Below are 14904 nucleotides of genomic sequence, written 5' to 3' on the forward strand. Positions count from 1 at the left end.
TAAAAAAGGAGCCACTGGCTCCTTTTTGTTAACTGACTACTTTGCGAATTAATCAGTTGATTAAAAGCTAATCTGTTTCGCATTTTGTTCAATTAATTTATCACCGACACCCGATACTTGGCTAAGTTGTTCAAGGTTACTGAATTTGCCATGCTTCGCACGATAATCAACAATCGCTTTAGCTTTAGATTCACCAATGCCTTTTAATTGCTGTAATTCAGCAGCATTGGCTTTATTAATATTAACTTTTGTCGTTTTAGCTTGAGTTTGAGCTTGTTTGGCTACAGTCGCTTCTTTTGCAAAGCTTGGCTGTGAAATCCCAATAGATAAAACGCAGGCGCACATCACGCCCATTAGAAATGGATGTTTCATTGTTAACTCCTTTAAGTCCTATTTAAAACCGATCTTCTTCCCTATCCGTGATCGGTGAATTCAGTAAAATTTCAAAGCGACAAAGCCACTTTAAGATGCCCCCTGAAATATCACTGTCATAAAACTGTAGTCAATAATCCAAATAGTTCAAATATTAGTCAACTTTTATTATCAAACTCAATTTAACTTAGTCTTTATGGGTCTCTGACGCAGACTTAACTTTACTCTTTTGCATCATAGATGCAGAAAACGTTTTCAATTCAGTTAATAATTGTTGATGGATCTGGCCAAGTTTAGGTCTATTTTGTTCTTTAAAACTTAAAGGACGACATAACGTCATTGCTTGATAACCCAATCTTGCAGTCAGTAAACCGCCACCAAGACCTTGAGCAAGTCTTGCAGATAACTTACCAGTCATTTCAACAGATAGTAGTTGGGTACCGAGATCGGCAACCACTTCAGTTGTCCCAGCATAAACGATATTAACAATAATACTTTTAATCAGCTTAATTCGGCTCCAATACCCTAATTCGATACCATAAATATCAGCGATAGCATTAATCATTCGTTGGTTACGCCAGAGAATAATCGCCATATCTAAAACAGCCAATGGACTAGCAGCCAGTAATAACGCTGACTCTGCTGCATACCGGCTAACAATTTGTTTAGCTTTTTCATCACGCTCAGAAACGACTAAATCATCAAACAGCAGCACCATTTCAGCATCATTATGCTCACTGGTATTCATTGCGCTATATTGCTGTTTCCCCTCACTTTCTGGGTACTGAGATAATAAAGGCGATATAAACTTTTCCGCCTCTCCTCGCTGCATACTTTGTGATAATCGCTCGCCAGTAACTTGAGTATCGGCAACATGTTTTAATTTTACTAATTTTCGCCATTCAGCCAACGTAATCGTAGATACCCAAGCAAGGATCACACCTGTCACCGAGGCATAAAAACCAAATAACCATGGGCTTTGTAAAAAAGCAGCATGCAGCCCTAGTAAGGTTTGTACAATCACAGCTAAACTTATGCCAACTAAAGAAAGCTTCGCTAATGGCGACCAACGTTTAGCTGACCTTGTAGGCTCAATAACATCAATGTCCTCTACAATTTCAGCTAAGGCTAACTCACACTGGAACTCAACCTCGGCGTAAGACTGACTCGGTTTGACTTGAGGCTCTTCTGTAGTTTCAGACGCAAATACTTGCTGCTGCTTTAATTTAGTTTGCTGCATTGATTCGTTATCACTTGAATGGTGCGATTGAGATGGCTTCATTATTGTAATTTATCCCCCAGTAAAAACTGCAGTAAGTGATCTAATCGAATATGTTCAAAGCGTGGATCTGACGTCGCGTTGTTATTCAATTTAGGCGGATTAAACGAAACAAAGTTGAAGCCCTGCTTTTGCCAAAATGCATTTTCTGGTAATGATTGCGGTACTTCACCAGGAAAAATAGTCAGCATATTATGATTTTCATCGATACCGCGAACCACTTCTTGCTCGCCAGATGAGGTATTTACCATACCGTGCTGTGTTGCTTTAATTGCACTAATAGCCATGGTCTCTACTTCACAGCCTTCATAATTGGCGAAATGTTGACTATGTTTAAGCATATCGGTCAATAAGCTCAGTACATGGCTTTGTTGATCGCGCGTCACCCTATCCACTTTACTTGCCGCAAATAATAATTTATCGATTTTCGGCGAGAACAAACGCTTTAATAAGCTCGATTGACCAAAATGAAAACTTTCAACAATGCTATTTAACGCATTCCCCATATCTTCAAATTGTTCTTTACCGCTATTTAGCCCATTGAAGCAATCCACCAGCACCAATTGACGGTCAAAGCTTGCAAAATAATCGCGATAAAAAGGCTTAACCACGACTGTTACATATTCCTGATAGCGTTTTTTTAATACTTGGTAATAACTGTCATCTGGTGACGTTTCAAGCTCCGTGAGTTGCTCTAAAGATAAATTAACCAATGGGAAAAAGGCTAACAATGGCGTATCAGCAAACTCGCCTGGTAATAACATTCTCCCTGGCTGAGCAAGGTAGAAACCTTGCTTGTTCACCATATCAATGAGTAAAGTTTGATATAAATCGGCAACTTGCTTTAACTTATGTTCATCTGCCACCTCCGCTAAATTAAGTGCGTTAATCGCGTCCTCAAAAGCAGAAAAATATGGCGAATGTCTTAAGCGGTTTTTCACTTCAAGTTGGCCCGATACCCATTCAACGTAGCTTTGTTTCAACATAGGCAAATCCAACAACCATTCACCTGGGTAGTCAACAATATCGACATATAAAGTCGCCGTATCTGATATTTTGGCTAATATGCCCTTTCTGGGACGATATTTAATCGCTAAACGGAGCTCGGAAATATTACGTGTTGAAGCTGGCCAAGTCGCGGGAGATGAAGTCAGAGCATTCATCCCACCTTGATAATCAAAACTTGCTATGGCTAGGTCTGGCTGCATAGTGCGTTTAATACCAATAAGCCGATTATCCCTTGAGACTTGCCATAGCGGTAAAGGGTTTTGTTTAACGTTACTGCCAGCATGAAGCATTTGATTGACCAGCCCAGTAATAAAAGCAGTTTTACCCGCGCCAGATAACCCCGTTACAGCTAAACGCACATGTCTATCGGTGCTACGATGCACTAATTGATGCGTTTTTTTGGAAATTTTACTGATTGAACGATCAATAAAGCTCATAATTTATCTCAAGTTATCTGTTAAAAACCAACTCTTATACAAAAAGTATTTCAAAAAAGTGTTGGTGATCATTTTGGGGAGTTATTGCTGTGCTGATTACTATAACATTTAGGCAGGAAAGGAAAAAATCAAGGGCGGGATACCGCCCATTGGATTTTAGTTGCTCTGGTTAGAAAGAGCCTACTTACAGCAGATTGAACAAGATTACAGATTATTAATTTCATGTTTCAAATCGAAATTATCTGAAGTCACGTGGCGCTCTAAACGTTGTAATCTAATCTCAAGCGCATAGAACTGACTGTTTACTTCATGAAGTGCGCGTTTAGCTGGCTCACCTGCTTGCCAAACTTTTTTCTTCACTTCAATATCTTTATGGTGCGGTTTTGTCGTCACCTCCTCAACCTTGCTGTCCAAAATTAACCATAATGCAATGTAGATGATTAATATTGGTCCAGAACCACCCACTAAAAAGATTGATACCGCAATAACACGTACTAACCAGGTTTCAAAATTAAAGTAGTCGGCAATCCCTGCGCAAACTCCTGAAATTTTACCCGCTTTGGGGATTCGGTATAATGTACGACCGTTAGCCTTGCTCATGTTTTCCCCTCCACTCTGGTGCTTCCGTGTCTAAAATAGCTTCCAATGTTTCGATTCGCTGGCCCATTTTATCAGCTTGGGCAATCAGTTCGTTCAGTTGTGTAAACTCTGCCTCAGTGAGCCCCTGGCTCACTTGTCGCTTACTGCGATAATGAAGAACCAACCAGATAGGCGCCACAATCACAAGAAAAATAATAATTGGGGCAATAAGAAGATCCATATCCATAACTCACCTCTGAAAAAGTTTACTTACTTGATTTAGTAGTTGTTTTAGTTGTTGATTTAGCTTTAACTTTTGCTTTTAAAGCCTCTAATTCTTCGTTGACTGAGTCTTCAGCTTCTAATGCAGCAAACTCATCTGCAAGATTATTTTTCTTACCGATATCATAAGCTTCAACTTGTGACTCTAAGCCTTCAACACGACGCTCATAATTCTCAAACTTCACCATCGCGTCATCAATTTTGCTTGAATCTAACTGCTTTTTCACTTCTAAACGTGAAGTTGCAGTTTGCTTACGCATAATGATGGTTTTCTGACGAGCTCTAGCATCATTAAGCTTTTCTTGTAGTTGCTCAACTTCTTGCTTAAGACGGGCAATATGCTCTTCAACTACTTGCAGTTCCATTTCTAATGTTTCTAGAATGGTGACTGTTTTCTGTTTTTCAATTAATGCAGCTTTTGCTAAATCTTCTCTATCTTTCGATAAAGCTAATTCTGCTTTTGCTTGCCAATCGATAACTTGCTCTTGCACTCGGCTAATACGACGCAGTAGTTCTTTCTTTTCTGCTAACACTTTGGCAGAAGTTGAACGAACCTCAACTAACGTGTCTTCCATTTCCTGAATAATCAGACGAACCATTTTTTCTGGATCTTCAGCTTTATCTAGTAAAGCACTGATGTTTGAATTAATGATGTCTGCAAAGCGTGAGAAGATTCCCATAATGTGTCCCTCAAATATTTTGTTAATGTCGAATATTACTATTCACAAGCCGTGCCAACTTTTTATATGCGTTACTTTTCAACAAGTTAACCAAAATATTAACTTTTTCTTTATTTTAAAGCGCTAGCCAACTATTATGATTTTCACCACTTGTTAGCGTATTAGACTAAAAATTACAGTGACTAGACAATTTGAGCAAGACAATCTTATCGGACAATCCAATGCTTTATTAGAAGTATTGGAACATGTGTCTAAAGTTGCCCCACTATCTAAGCCGGTTTTAATCATCGGCGAACGTGGTACTGGTAAAGAACTTATCGCAGAACGTCTACATTATCTATCTGCCAGATGGGATCAAGAGTTTATTAAGCTCAATTGTTCATCTTTAAGTGAATCTTTACTAGAAAGCGAATTATTTGGCCATGAGTCTGGCGCTTTTACTGGCGCGAAAGGAAAACATGAAGGTCGATTTGAACGCGCAGATGACGGCACACTATTTTTAGACGAACTTGCTAACACCTCAGGGTTAATTCAAGAAAAGTTATTACGTGTCATTGAATATGGTGAGTTTGAACGTGTTGGCGGCAGTAAAACAGTACAAACTAATGTTCGACTCGTCTGTGCTGCCAATGAAGATTTACCTTCACTCGCTGAAAATGGTGAGTTCCGCGCCGATTTACTCGATAGACTTGCATTCGATGTAATCACGCTACCGCCGCTTAGATGCAGAACAGAAGACATTATGCCTTTAGCTGAATATTTTGCTATCAGTATGGCAAGACAGCTGAATTTAGATTTTTTCGGTGGATTTAGTCCCATCGCAATAGAGCAATTAATGTCGCACCGCTGGCCGGGCAATATTCGTGAACTTAAAAACGTGGTTGAGCGAAGCGTTTATCGCCGAGGATCTGACGGTGATGAAATTGACCATATTATTCTCGATCCATTTGCCTCCCCTTATCGACCAACTGGTCGAGTAAAAACCCGAGAAAGACAAGCCCCAGCGACTTCTAGTGCAGAATCACATGGCAGTGCAGCGCCAAATGAAAGTAATAGCCCTGAGGACAGTAATACAAGCTCAGCAAGCAGTGCAGAAGGAGCTCAACATCAAACAAGCCAACTCAATAGCCAGTTTAGTTTCCCTATCAACTTTAAAGATCATACAGAAAACTATGAAGTTGAACTATTAAAGAAAGCCTTGGCGGAGAGTCAATATAATCAAAAGAAAACCGCAGAGTTACTCGGATTAAGCTATCACCAGTTGCGCGGTATTTTAAAAAAGTACAACTTATTGGAAAAGGCTTAAGATGATATTTGCTCCTAAGTTATTAACACTGCTAAAATAGTCGTTTACAGCCTAAAAATTGAATGATAAAAAAATGCGTGTGATTAGAGAACGTTGGAATCCCTTAGCATTACTTTGCTTACTATCTTTTTTAGTAACAGCTTGTGGTGAGCTCAATGTTCCATCTGGGATTGTGTATTGCTCAGAAGGTAATCCCGAAACCTTTAATCCGCAGCTCATTACATCTGGCACCACCATCGATGCTAGCTCTAATCAACTCTATAATCGTTTAATTGATTACAATGATGACTCATCTGACTATAGCGCCGCACTCGCGACAAATTGGGCGGTATCAGATGATGGGCTGCAATATCGATTCACACTGCGCCAAGATGTACAATTCCACTACAACAGTTTGTTTAGTCCATCTCGCAACTTTAACGCTGATGATGTCATCTTTTCGTTTGCACGCATTATCAATACAGAACATCCATATCATTTAGTAAGCAGAACCGGTTATCCTTTTTTTCAAAGTATTGATTTTGCTAATTTAGTAAGCAAAATTGAAAAAATTAATGATTACGAAGTTGTGTTCCATCTTGCCAATAAAGATGCGTCATTTTTATCTAACCTTGCCACCGACTTTGCCGTTATATTATCCGCTGAATACGCTGCACAACAACTGGCAGCTGGCACACCTGAAAATATCGACTACTTTGCCATTGGTACAGGGCCATTTTATTTAGCTGAATATGCTAAAAACGAATATATACGCTTCAAACGTAATCAGTACTATTGGGGGGAACAAGCCAAGATTGATTTACTCGTTTTTGATATCACTCGTAAAAGTGAAGCAAGACTGGCTAAAATCATTACTCGAGATTGCCAAGTATCCGCACTACCCAAAGCCAATGAACTTGCTGTCATAAACAAACATAAGCACCTTGAGTTACGTACTAAGCCAGGTTTAAACGTAGCATTTTGGGCATTCAACACCCAAAAACCACCGTTGGATGATGTCAGAGTGCGTCATGCTTTGGCCCACGCTGTAGACAAACAAAACATTCTCAATGTGGTTTATCATGACACTGCCGTTGCCGCTTCGGGCATGTTGCCACCCGCATCTTGGGCTTATACAGAAACAGAAGACGCCAAGCATTACGATCCTGAAGAAGCTAAACGTTTGTTAAAAGAAGCTGGCGTCACAAATTTAAGCTTTGATATTTGGGCGATGCCTGTCGTCAGAATTTATAACCCTAATGCGCTTAAAACCGCTGAGCTCATTCAAGCGGATTTAGCGAATATCGGCGTAACGGTTAACATCGTCAGTTACGATTGGAGTGTATTCACGCAGAAACTTATTTCCAGTGAATACGACTCTGTACTCATTGGTTGGAATGCTGACAACACCGACCCAGATAACTTTTTTACGCCACTGTTAAGTTGCAGCGCACTTGAGTCCAATAACAATCGCTCCCGCTGGTGTTCTACTGAGCTGGATACTTTGTTATCACAAGCTAAAGAGACGCTTTCCAAGCCAGAACGAAAAAAGCTTTACAAACAGGCCGAGAAAATCATTCATGAGCAAGTACCTTTGGTCAATATCGCGCACGCCCAAAAGCTACTGCTGAAAAATACCAACGTGAGCATTAAAAATGTCAATCCATACGGTGGTATGTCATTTTCCGGTGTTGAGCTGATTAAACAGGAGGTTCAACCTTAATGTGGCGCTATCTTATAAGACGACTGAACCTTTTTATTGCTACATCCATAGTAATGATGGCGGTATTATTTTTTGCAACGGGCATGTTTCCTGTAGAAAAAGGCTATGCGCTTACCGGTATTCAGTTCCCTACCGAAGAACAACAAGTTCAAACTGTTGAAGACTACAAATTAGATAAAAACCAGTTCAGTCAGTTTTATGCCTATGTAACGCAAAGATTATCAGGAAATTTAGGTATTTCAGTTAACTCACAGCAAGATGTGGCTGAAGAGTTAAGTGCCGTATTACCTGCATCATTTGAACTATCATTATTTGCTGGCTGTATTGCAGTCTTCTTCGGCGTACCGTTAGGGGTGTTAGCCTCGCTTAGTTCCAGTAAATCAGTGCAGCGTAGTATTTTAGCCATTACCTTAACCGGCTATTCCATTCCAGTATTTTGGCTTGGGTTAACCCTCGCTCTTTGGTTTGGTGTGCAATTAGAATGGTTACCGATTTCTGGTCAAATTAACCTATTATATGAAATAGAGCCCGTCACTCGTATTATGTTGATAGATACATTGTTATCTGAGTCAAGTTACAGCATGTCGGCGTTTAAAGATGCTTTACTGCATATCATACTGCCTGCTGTCACCTTAGCCGTATTGCCTTTTACTGTGGTTATCCGGATCACCCGTCAAGCTATGGTGACCGTCATGACTCAAACCTATATCCGTGCTGCAGAGGCCAGAGGGTTAAGTACATACCGTATTCTAATCAGACATGCCCTGCCCAATGCGCTTATTCCAGTGTTAAAAGCATTCGGTTTAATGCTTGGCTCATTTGCAAGTTACGGCATTATTGTCGAAGTAATATTTGCTTGGCCTGGAGTCGGTTCTTGGTTGATTAATGCTATATATCAACGAGATTACACCGTGATCCAAGCAGGTATCTTGTCGGTTTCATTATTAATTATCTTTTTGAGTATTATGATTGAATTACTGCATACCACTATTAATCCCATTAATAGGAAAGAACTGTATGCCGATTAAAAAACTCTACCAAGAAGAACAAATAGACTCACCGCTTGGGCAGTTATGGCATGCTTTTGCATCTAACCCTTTTGCAGTTGCAGGTTTATGGGCGGTGATATTTCTATTACTTCTGGTTATTTTAGGTCCATTGCTCGCCCCTTTTCAGCCAGAGTTACAAAATCCAGATGCGATTTTACTGCCCCCATCTTGGGATCAAGCAGGTCATGTTTCGCACTTTTTAGGCACCGACGATTTAGGCCGTGATTTATTTAGTCGAATTTTACATGGCGTCAGGCTCACTTTTGGGATGTCATTAATCGTCGTGGTATGCGCCCTTGTTGTTGGTTTCATTATTGGCTCGTTGTCAGGAATGATGCGCGGCTTAAAGTCGAGTATTTTAGGCCATTTATTAGATGCATTGCTGTCAATTCCATCTCTATTGTTAGCTATTTTAGTGGTCGCAGTGACAGGTCCAGGGCTATCAAATGTGTTTTGGGCTGTGGGTATTGCCTTAACCCCACAATTTGTTCGCGCGATTCATCAAGCTGTGCATGAAGAGTTACAAAAAGAATACGTTACAGCCGCTAAACTTGATGGTGCTAGCCAAATCCAGATATTTTGGTATGTGATCATGCCTAATGTGTGGGATGTGGTTATCATTCAAACCACCATTGCTATTTCAGTTGCGATTTTGGATATTGCAGCCTTAGGCTTCTTGAATTTAGGTGCACAAGCACCCAGTTCTGAGTGGGGGTCAATGATTTATCAAGGTTTAAGTAGCCTGCTTATTGCACCTTGGACAATTACAATTCCAGGGCTTGCCATTTTATTTACGGTGTTATCCATCAATTTAGTGGGTGACGGATTACGCTCGGCGTTAGCGCCGATAAGAAATTAACCTATGCCATTACTTGATATCAGAAACCTCACCATTGAGCTGGATACTCCACAAGGCACAGTCAAAGTGCTTGAAAAAGTCAGCTTAACCATTAACCCAGGTGAAGTGCATGGGCTAGTCGGTGAATCAGGTTCTGGCCGCAGTTTATTAGCGAAAGCGGTACTCGGTGTTTTAGGGCCAAACTGGAATATCATCGCAGACCGTATGATGTGGGATGGGCAAAACCTACTTGAAATGACATCTAAACAGCGCCGAAACTTAATGGGCACTGATATGACGATGATTTTTCAAGACCCTTCAGGCAGTTTAGACCCGGTTAAAACCATCGGCAGTCAGCTAATAGAGTCTTTAACGCCAAATAAAGCGGTGCCTTTTTGGCGTCGTTCTAAAGATACCCATTTAACCGCTCAAAAATGGCTTCATAAAGTGGGGATTAAAAAACCTAAAGCCATTATGAAAAGCTACCCATGGGAACTCACTGAAGGCGAGTGCCAAAAAGTCATGATTGCTATGGCTGTTGCAAACCATCCAAGACTATTAATTGCCGATGAACCGACTAATTCCATGGAACTGAGTACTCAAGCGCAAATTTTTCGGTTACTGTCACAACTCAATCAATTGCAAAACGTGTCTATTTTACTTGTGAGTCATGAATTAGAAACCTTGGTTAAATGGTGTGATCGCATCAGTATTTTATATAGCGGTCAAATTATGGAGTCTGGCCCAGTTTCGGAGCTACTGACAAAACCTTATCACCCTTATACCAAGGCCCTATTTAAAAACTTACCTGAACACACTGGTAAAATGCGCCATAAATCCTATTTGCCTTCTTTGCAGGGTTCCTCGCCGTCATTGCAACATTTACCAGCGGGTTGTCGCTTAGGCCCTCGTTGTCCTGATGCGCAAAGAGAATGTGTTATTCAGCCCAATTTAGCCCATGAAAAAGATCGCTATTTTGCTTGCCACTTCCCATATAACAATGAGATAGAAGATGACGACGCCATTACTTAATGTCACTGAGCTCAGCAAGCGATACTTTATTGGTTATAAGCGTTTTAAAGCGCAGTATAATCAAGCGCTTTCAACTGTATCTTTTGAGCTTGAACGAGGCCAAACCTTAGCTATTGTTGGCCAAGTAAGTTCAGGAAAAAGTACCTTGGCAAGAATTCTAGTTGGTGCAGAGTCTCGTTCTACTGGTACGATCGAATATGAAGGCGAAGAGCTAGAAGCGCGTAATTTAAAGCAACGCTGTCATTTAATTCGTATGATTTTCCAAGACCCTAACACCTCCCTCAATCCACGATTGACCATTGGTGCATTACTTGAAGAACCTTTACGCTTTAATACCGATATGACAAGTGCTGAACGAAAAGCACAAGTGACTGATATCCTACGTAAAGTGGGCTTACTTCCAGAACATGCCAGCTTTTATCCGCATATGATATCGGAAGGACAAAAACAACGTGTCGCTGTGGGACGCGCTTTAATGTTAAACCCCAAGATTATTATTGCTGATGAAGCGCTAACATCACTAGATTTATCAGTACGGTCGCAAATTTTAAATTTATTGCTCAAATTACAAAAAGAAATGGGCTTATCTTATATTTTTGTGACTCACAATTTAAATGTGGTCAGACACTTCAGTGACAAAGTTATGGTGCTTAAAAAAGGGGTCATGGTTGAGAAAAACACCACTGAAGAGCTGTTCGAAAACCCACAACATGAATACACTCGCAGATTAATTGCAGAGCAAACTCAGCTCTCGGCAAAACGCTAAACTGCTCCAACCACTGAGTTAAATGGCCATTTTTAACAAAAATGAGTGCCATTTCGGCGGCTAACTATTTATCCTAGGGCCATTGTTAAAGGAAGAAACGAAATTATGATTATTAAACCAAAGACACGTGGCTTTATTTGTACCACTACGCATCCAATTGGCTGTGAAGCTAACGTAAAAGAACAAATTGAATTAACTAAAGCGAAAGGCAAAATTGCTAATGGCCCTAAAAAGGTCCTTGTAGTGGGTTCTTCAAGTGGTTATGGCTTATCTTCGCGCATCGCATCTGCGTTTGGTAGCGATGCTGCCACTATTGGTGTTTTCTTCGAAAAACCAAGCACTGAAACTAAGCCTGGTACTGCGGGTTGGTATAACTCAGCTTATTTTGACAAGTTTGCTAAAGCTGAAGGGTTATATTCTAAAAGTATTAACTGTGACGCCTTTAGCCATGAAGCTAAGCAAAAAGTGATTGAGTTGATTAAGGAAGACCTTGGTCAAATCGATATGGTAGTTTACTCACTAGCATCACCTGTTCGTAAACTGCCTGATACGGGTGAAGTTATCCGCTCAAGTCTTAAGCCAATCGGCGAGACTTACACTGCGACAGCTGTAGATACTAATAAAAACACTATCATCGAAACATCAGTTGAGCCTGCAAGTGAGCAAGAAATTGCTGACACAGTCACTGTAATGGGCGGTGAAGATTGGGAATTATGGATGAGCGCCTTAAGTGAAGCTGGCGTATTAACCGACAACTGTAAAACAGTCGCCTATAGCTACATTGGAACTGAAATCACTTGGCCGATCTACTGGCACGGTGCGCTTGGTAAAGCCAAAATGGATTTAGACCGTGCAGCACATGCATTAAACACTAAGTTATCAGCAACCGGCGGTTCAGCTAATGTTGCAGTGCTTAAGAGTGTGGTAACGCAAGCCAGTTCTGCTATTCCTGTTATGCCACTGTATATTGCAATGGTGTTCAAGAAAATGCGTGAAGAAGGTGTTCATGAAGGTTGTATGGACCAAATTTACCGCATGTTCAGCGAGCGTTTATTCCGTGAAGATGGAACAGCTGCAGAAACTGATGCTGATAACCGCTTACGTTTAGATGACTGGGAGTTACGTGAAGAAATTCAGAAGCATTGCCGTGAGCTTTGGGCTGAAGTGACCACTGAAAATTTAGCTGAATTGACCGATTACAATGAATACAAAGAAGAGTTCTTAAAACTGTTTGGATTCGGTATTGACGGCATTGATTATGAAGCGGACGTTAACCCTAACGTGACGTTTGATGTTGTAAGTTTATAAGAAGAAACTAATAACATATCAATTAAAACCAAGTCTGATGACTTGGTTTTTTTATGTCTGTAGTTCTTATTAACGCCAAGCATGAGATTAAATATTTTCAACCTCCCTCTTCAAAACTCCCCCTTACTAATCAGTGTTAGCAGAGTGAAACTCTAAATTTAATAAAATTATTATTTAACGATGTTATGGATATCAAAACAAAAGTGGGTTGAAATTTTTTGTGATGAACAAACAATAAAAAGGCCAAGTAGATGATACTTGGCCTTTGTGGGGATATTAGTGATGATGAATTTTAATTACAGCTTATTTCTTTAAAGCATGTTTCGCTGCATTTTCGCCAGCTTTACGGCCGAATACCACTGTATCAGCAATCGCATTACCGCCTAGACGGTTATAACCATGAACACCACCAGTCACTTCACCAGCAGCAAATAAACCAGGCATTTTCCAGCTTTGCAAGTTTAAGATGTTCGAGTCAGTATCGACTGCAATTCCGCCCATGGTGTGATGGATACCTGGAGCTACTTTTACAGCGTAGTAAGGTGGCGTACTTAGGCTTAATGGTAAATTAGCTCGGCCGAATGCATCGTCTTTACCTGCTGCTTGATATTTGTTGTAATCAACCGCTGTTTTAGGTAAATCGCTCATGCCAGTGATTTTAGCTAACTCTTCAATAGTATTTGCCTTACTTAACATACCTAAATGCTCGTAACCTCGTACCATTTTCTTCTTCTCAACTAACTGCTCGTCAAAGACTAACCAGGCATATTGATCTTTTTGCTTAAGGATGGCATCTGAAGCGCGGTCACGAGTGGTTAATTCATTGATGAAACGTTGGCCATCCGTGTTCACCATGATGGCACCAACACCACGTACAGTTTCAGAGATTAAGATACGGCTATCTTTTCCTACTGTTGGATGCGCCTGAACCCAATCAATATCAGTCATAGAAGCACCGATTTCTTTAGCAAGTAACACACCATCACCCGTTGCTGTAACGTTGTTTGAGCTAGACATGTCTTTCATCGTTGGGCGGTAGTAAGCAACCATCTGCTTATTCATACCATAACCGCCTGTCGCAAGTACAATAGAGTCAGCTGCAACCATGTTGTAACCAGAATGACGGCCGTGAACCACCACTCCTGCAACTGATTGGTCATCGTTTAAGACGATTTTTTCAATCCTTGAGTTAACGCGAACAGGGATATCACGTTCGATTGCAGCTGTACGCAAGGTGTCAATCAAATGTGGGCCAATTGAAGCGCCACCAGATGGCGCGTGAGTACGCTCAGCTCTTGCACCGCCTGAACGTTTAAGCTCACTCATGTCAGCACCCAAAGACTCTAACCAAGCCACTGCGCCAGCAGACTCTTCTGCCATAGTTTGTACAAGCTTGGGGTCATTTTGATAACGGCCGCCTTTCATTGCATCTTCTGCATACCATTCAACACTATCTTCAATGCCTTTGGCTTTTTGCTGCGGTGTGCCAACAGCGTTAATCCCACCAGCAGCTAACATTGAGTTACCGCCTGTGTATGGTGCTTTTTCAAATAACACCACATTAGCGCCCGCCATTTTTGCAGAAATTGCAGCGTTGAAACCAGCAGAGCCACCACCAACAACGATGACATCAACCGTTTCTACTGGACCTTTAGCAATGGCTTGTTGGATTTTTTCTTGATTCCAATCACCATCCCACTTTTTCTTCGCTTTTGAATCAGCAAAAGGCATCTCCATTTCAAAGTTGTGGCAGTTATTACAGGTAAGTTCTGGCTTAGCATGTGCTGTGTGGCATGAAGTACAGTTGATATCACCTAAATGCGATGTATGTGGATCAAATTCTAAACTGTCATTAGCTAACTCCTCATAACTACCATGGCAATCTAGACATTGCGCATTTTCATGAGTTTGACTGTCAGTCATGCTTTTCTTGATGTCTTTCATTTTGCCAGTTACATGACAAGTCTGACAGTCGCCCATTTCCGCATGAAATGATGCCAAGTCATTTTTTGCAATTGCGCTGCCCGAAGTAAGCATCATCACTGCTACTGCCGAAGCCAAATATTTAAGTTTCATGTGTTCGATCCTTTATAAGTGTTTTTTATGTCTCTTTGTTGAGAGCAAGATTACTCATTAAGGAGTATCAAAACTTAGACCTTTGTCATGTTTAAGCTTCGGTTAAGTTTTAATGAAAACCTATTCAATTTTCTTTAATCAGCAACATAAAACAAACAGCTGTGACTCATGTTCATTTTATCAATAACCA

General features: G+C 40.7%; 14 protein-coding genes. 7 read left to right on the plus strand and 7 right to left on the minus strand.

Translation table 11 applies throughout. The features are described from left to right. Positions 1–60: 60 nt before the first annotated feature. The 6 genes from Q4600_RS12485 to pspA all read right to left on the minus strand — a co-directional run bounded on the left by Q4600_RS12485 (position 61) and on the right by pspA (position 4637). Positions 61–372, minus strand: a complete 312-nt coding sequence (locus Q4600_RS12485) for a helix-hairpin-helix domain-containing protein (RefSeq protein ID WP_303516622.1) — start codon at positions 370–372, stop codon at positions 61–63. A 187-nt stretch (positions 373–559) separates the two neighbouring features. Beyond that, complete coding sequence (locus Q4600_RS12490; RefSeq protein WP_303516624.1) at positions 560–1654, minus strand: TIGR01620 family protein; 1095 nt, start codon at positions 1652–1654, stop codon at positions 560–562. Next, complete coding sequence (locus Q4600_RS12495; protein WP_303516626.1) at positions 1654–3096, minus strand: YcjX family protein; 1443 nt, start codon at positions 3094–3096, stop codon at positions 1654–1656. The genes Q4600_RS12490 and Q4600_RS12495 overlap by 1 nt, the downstream gene beginning before the upstream one ends. Positions 3097–3300: 204 nt before the next feature. Continuing rightward, positions 3301–3696 carry an envelope stress response membrane protein PspC gene (gene pspC / locus Q4600_RS12500; protein ID WP_102528789.1) on the minus strand — a complete coding sequence of 132 codons (396 nt, stop codon included), beginning with the start codon at positions 3694–3696 and terminating at the stop codon, positions 3301–3303. Further along, entirely contained in the window at positions 3683–3922 is a 240-nt protein-coding gene (gene pspB / locus Q4600_RS12505; protein WP_102528790.1) for an envelope stress response membrane protein PspB, read from the minus strand. The genes pspC and pspB overlap by 14 nt, the downstream gene beginning before the upstream one ends. Positions 3923–3941: 19 nt before the next feature. After that, complete coding sequence (pspA, locus tag Q4600_RS12510) at positions 3942–4637, minus strand: phage shock protein PspA (RefSeq protein WP_102528791.1); 696 nt, start codon at positions 4635–4637, stop codon at positions 3942–3944. A 178-nt stretch (positions 4638–4815) separates the two neighbouring features. On the opposite strand from pspA, the gene pspF reads away from it, so the two are divergent. The 7 genes from pspF (at position 4816) to fabV (ending at position 12638) form a co-directional block, all read left to right on the plus strand. Further along, positions 4816–5943 (plus strand): phage shock protein operon transcriptional activator, encoded by a 1128-nt coding sequence (gene pspF, locus Q4600_RS12515; protein ID WP_102528792.1) that lies wholly within the window; start codon positions 4816–4818, stop codon positions 5941–5943. Between the two features lie 73 nt (positions 5944–6016). Next, a complete protein-coding gene (locus tag Q4600_RS12520) occupies positions 6017–7645 on the plus strand; it encodes an ABC transporter substrate-binding protein (RefSeq protein ID WP_303516630.1) in 1629 nt (542 codons plus the stop codon). Next, entirely contained in the window at positions 7645–8673 is a 1029-nt protein-coding gene (locus tag Q4600_RS12525; protein WP_102528794.1) for an ABC transporter permease, read from the plus strand. The genes Q4600_RS12520 and Q4600_RS12525 overlap by 1 nt, the downstream gene beginning before the upstream one ends. Then, a complete protein-coding gene (locus Q4600_RS12530; RefSeq protein WP_102528795.1) occupies positions 8663–9553 on the plus strand; it encodes an ABC transporter permease subunit in 891 nt (296 codons plus the stop codon). The genes Q4600_RS12525 and Q4600_RS12530 overlap by 11 nt, the downstream gene beginning before the upstream one ends. 3 nt (positions 9554–9556) lie before the next feature. Then, positions 9557–10564 (plus strand): oligopeptide/dipeptide ABC transporter ATP-binding protein, encoded by a 1008-nt coding sequence (locus Q4600_RS12535; RefSeq protein ID WP_102528796.1) that lies wholly within the window; start codon positions 9557–9559, stop codon positions 10562–10564. Beyond that, entirely contained in the window at positions 10545–11330 is a 786-nt protein-coding gene (locus Q4600_RS12540; RefSeq protein ID WP_303516634.1) for an ATP-binding cassette domain-containing protein, read from the plus strand. The genes Q4600_RS12535 and Q4600_RS12540 overlap by 20 nt, the downstream gene beginning before the upstream one ends. 105 nt (positions 11331–11435) lie before the next feature. After that, positions 11436–12638, plus strand: coding sequence for an enoyl-ACP reductase FabV (gene fabV, locus Q4600_RS12545; protein ID WP_102528798.1), 1203 nt, complete (start codon positions 11436–11438; stop codon positions 12636–12638). Between the two features lie 303 nt (positions 12639–12941). Here the strand turns inward: fabV and Q4600_RS12550 are convergent, their stop codons facing one another. Further along, the gene (locus tag Q4600_RS12550) at positions 12942–14714 is read right to left on the minus strand and encodes a flavocytochrome c (RefSeq protein ID WP_303516636.1); all 1773 of its coding nucleotides are present in this window, start codon (positions 14712–14714) and stop codon (positions 12942–12944) included. Positions 14715–14904 lie beyond the last annotated feature (190 nt).

The sequence above is a fragment of the Shewanella sp. 2_MG-2023 genome, assembly GCF_030548905.1.
In the GTDB taxonomy this organism is placed as follows: Bacteria; Pseudomonadota; Gammaproteobacteria; order Enterobacterales; family Shewanellaceae; genus Shewanella; species Shewanella electrodiphila.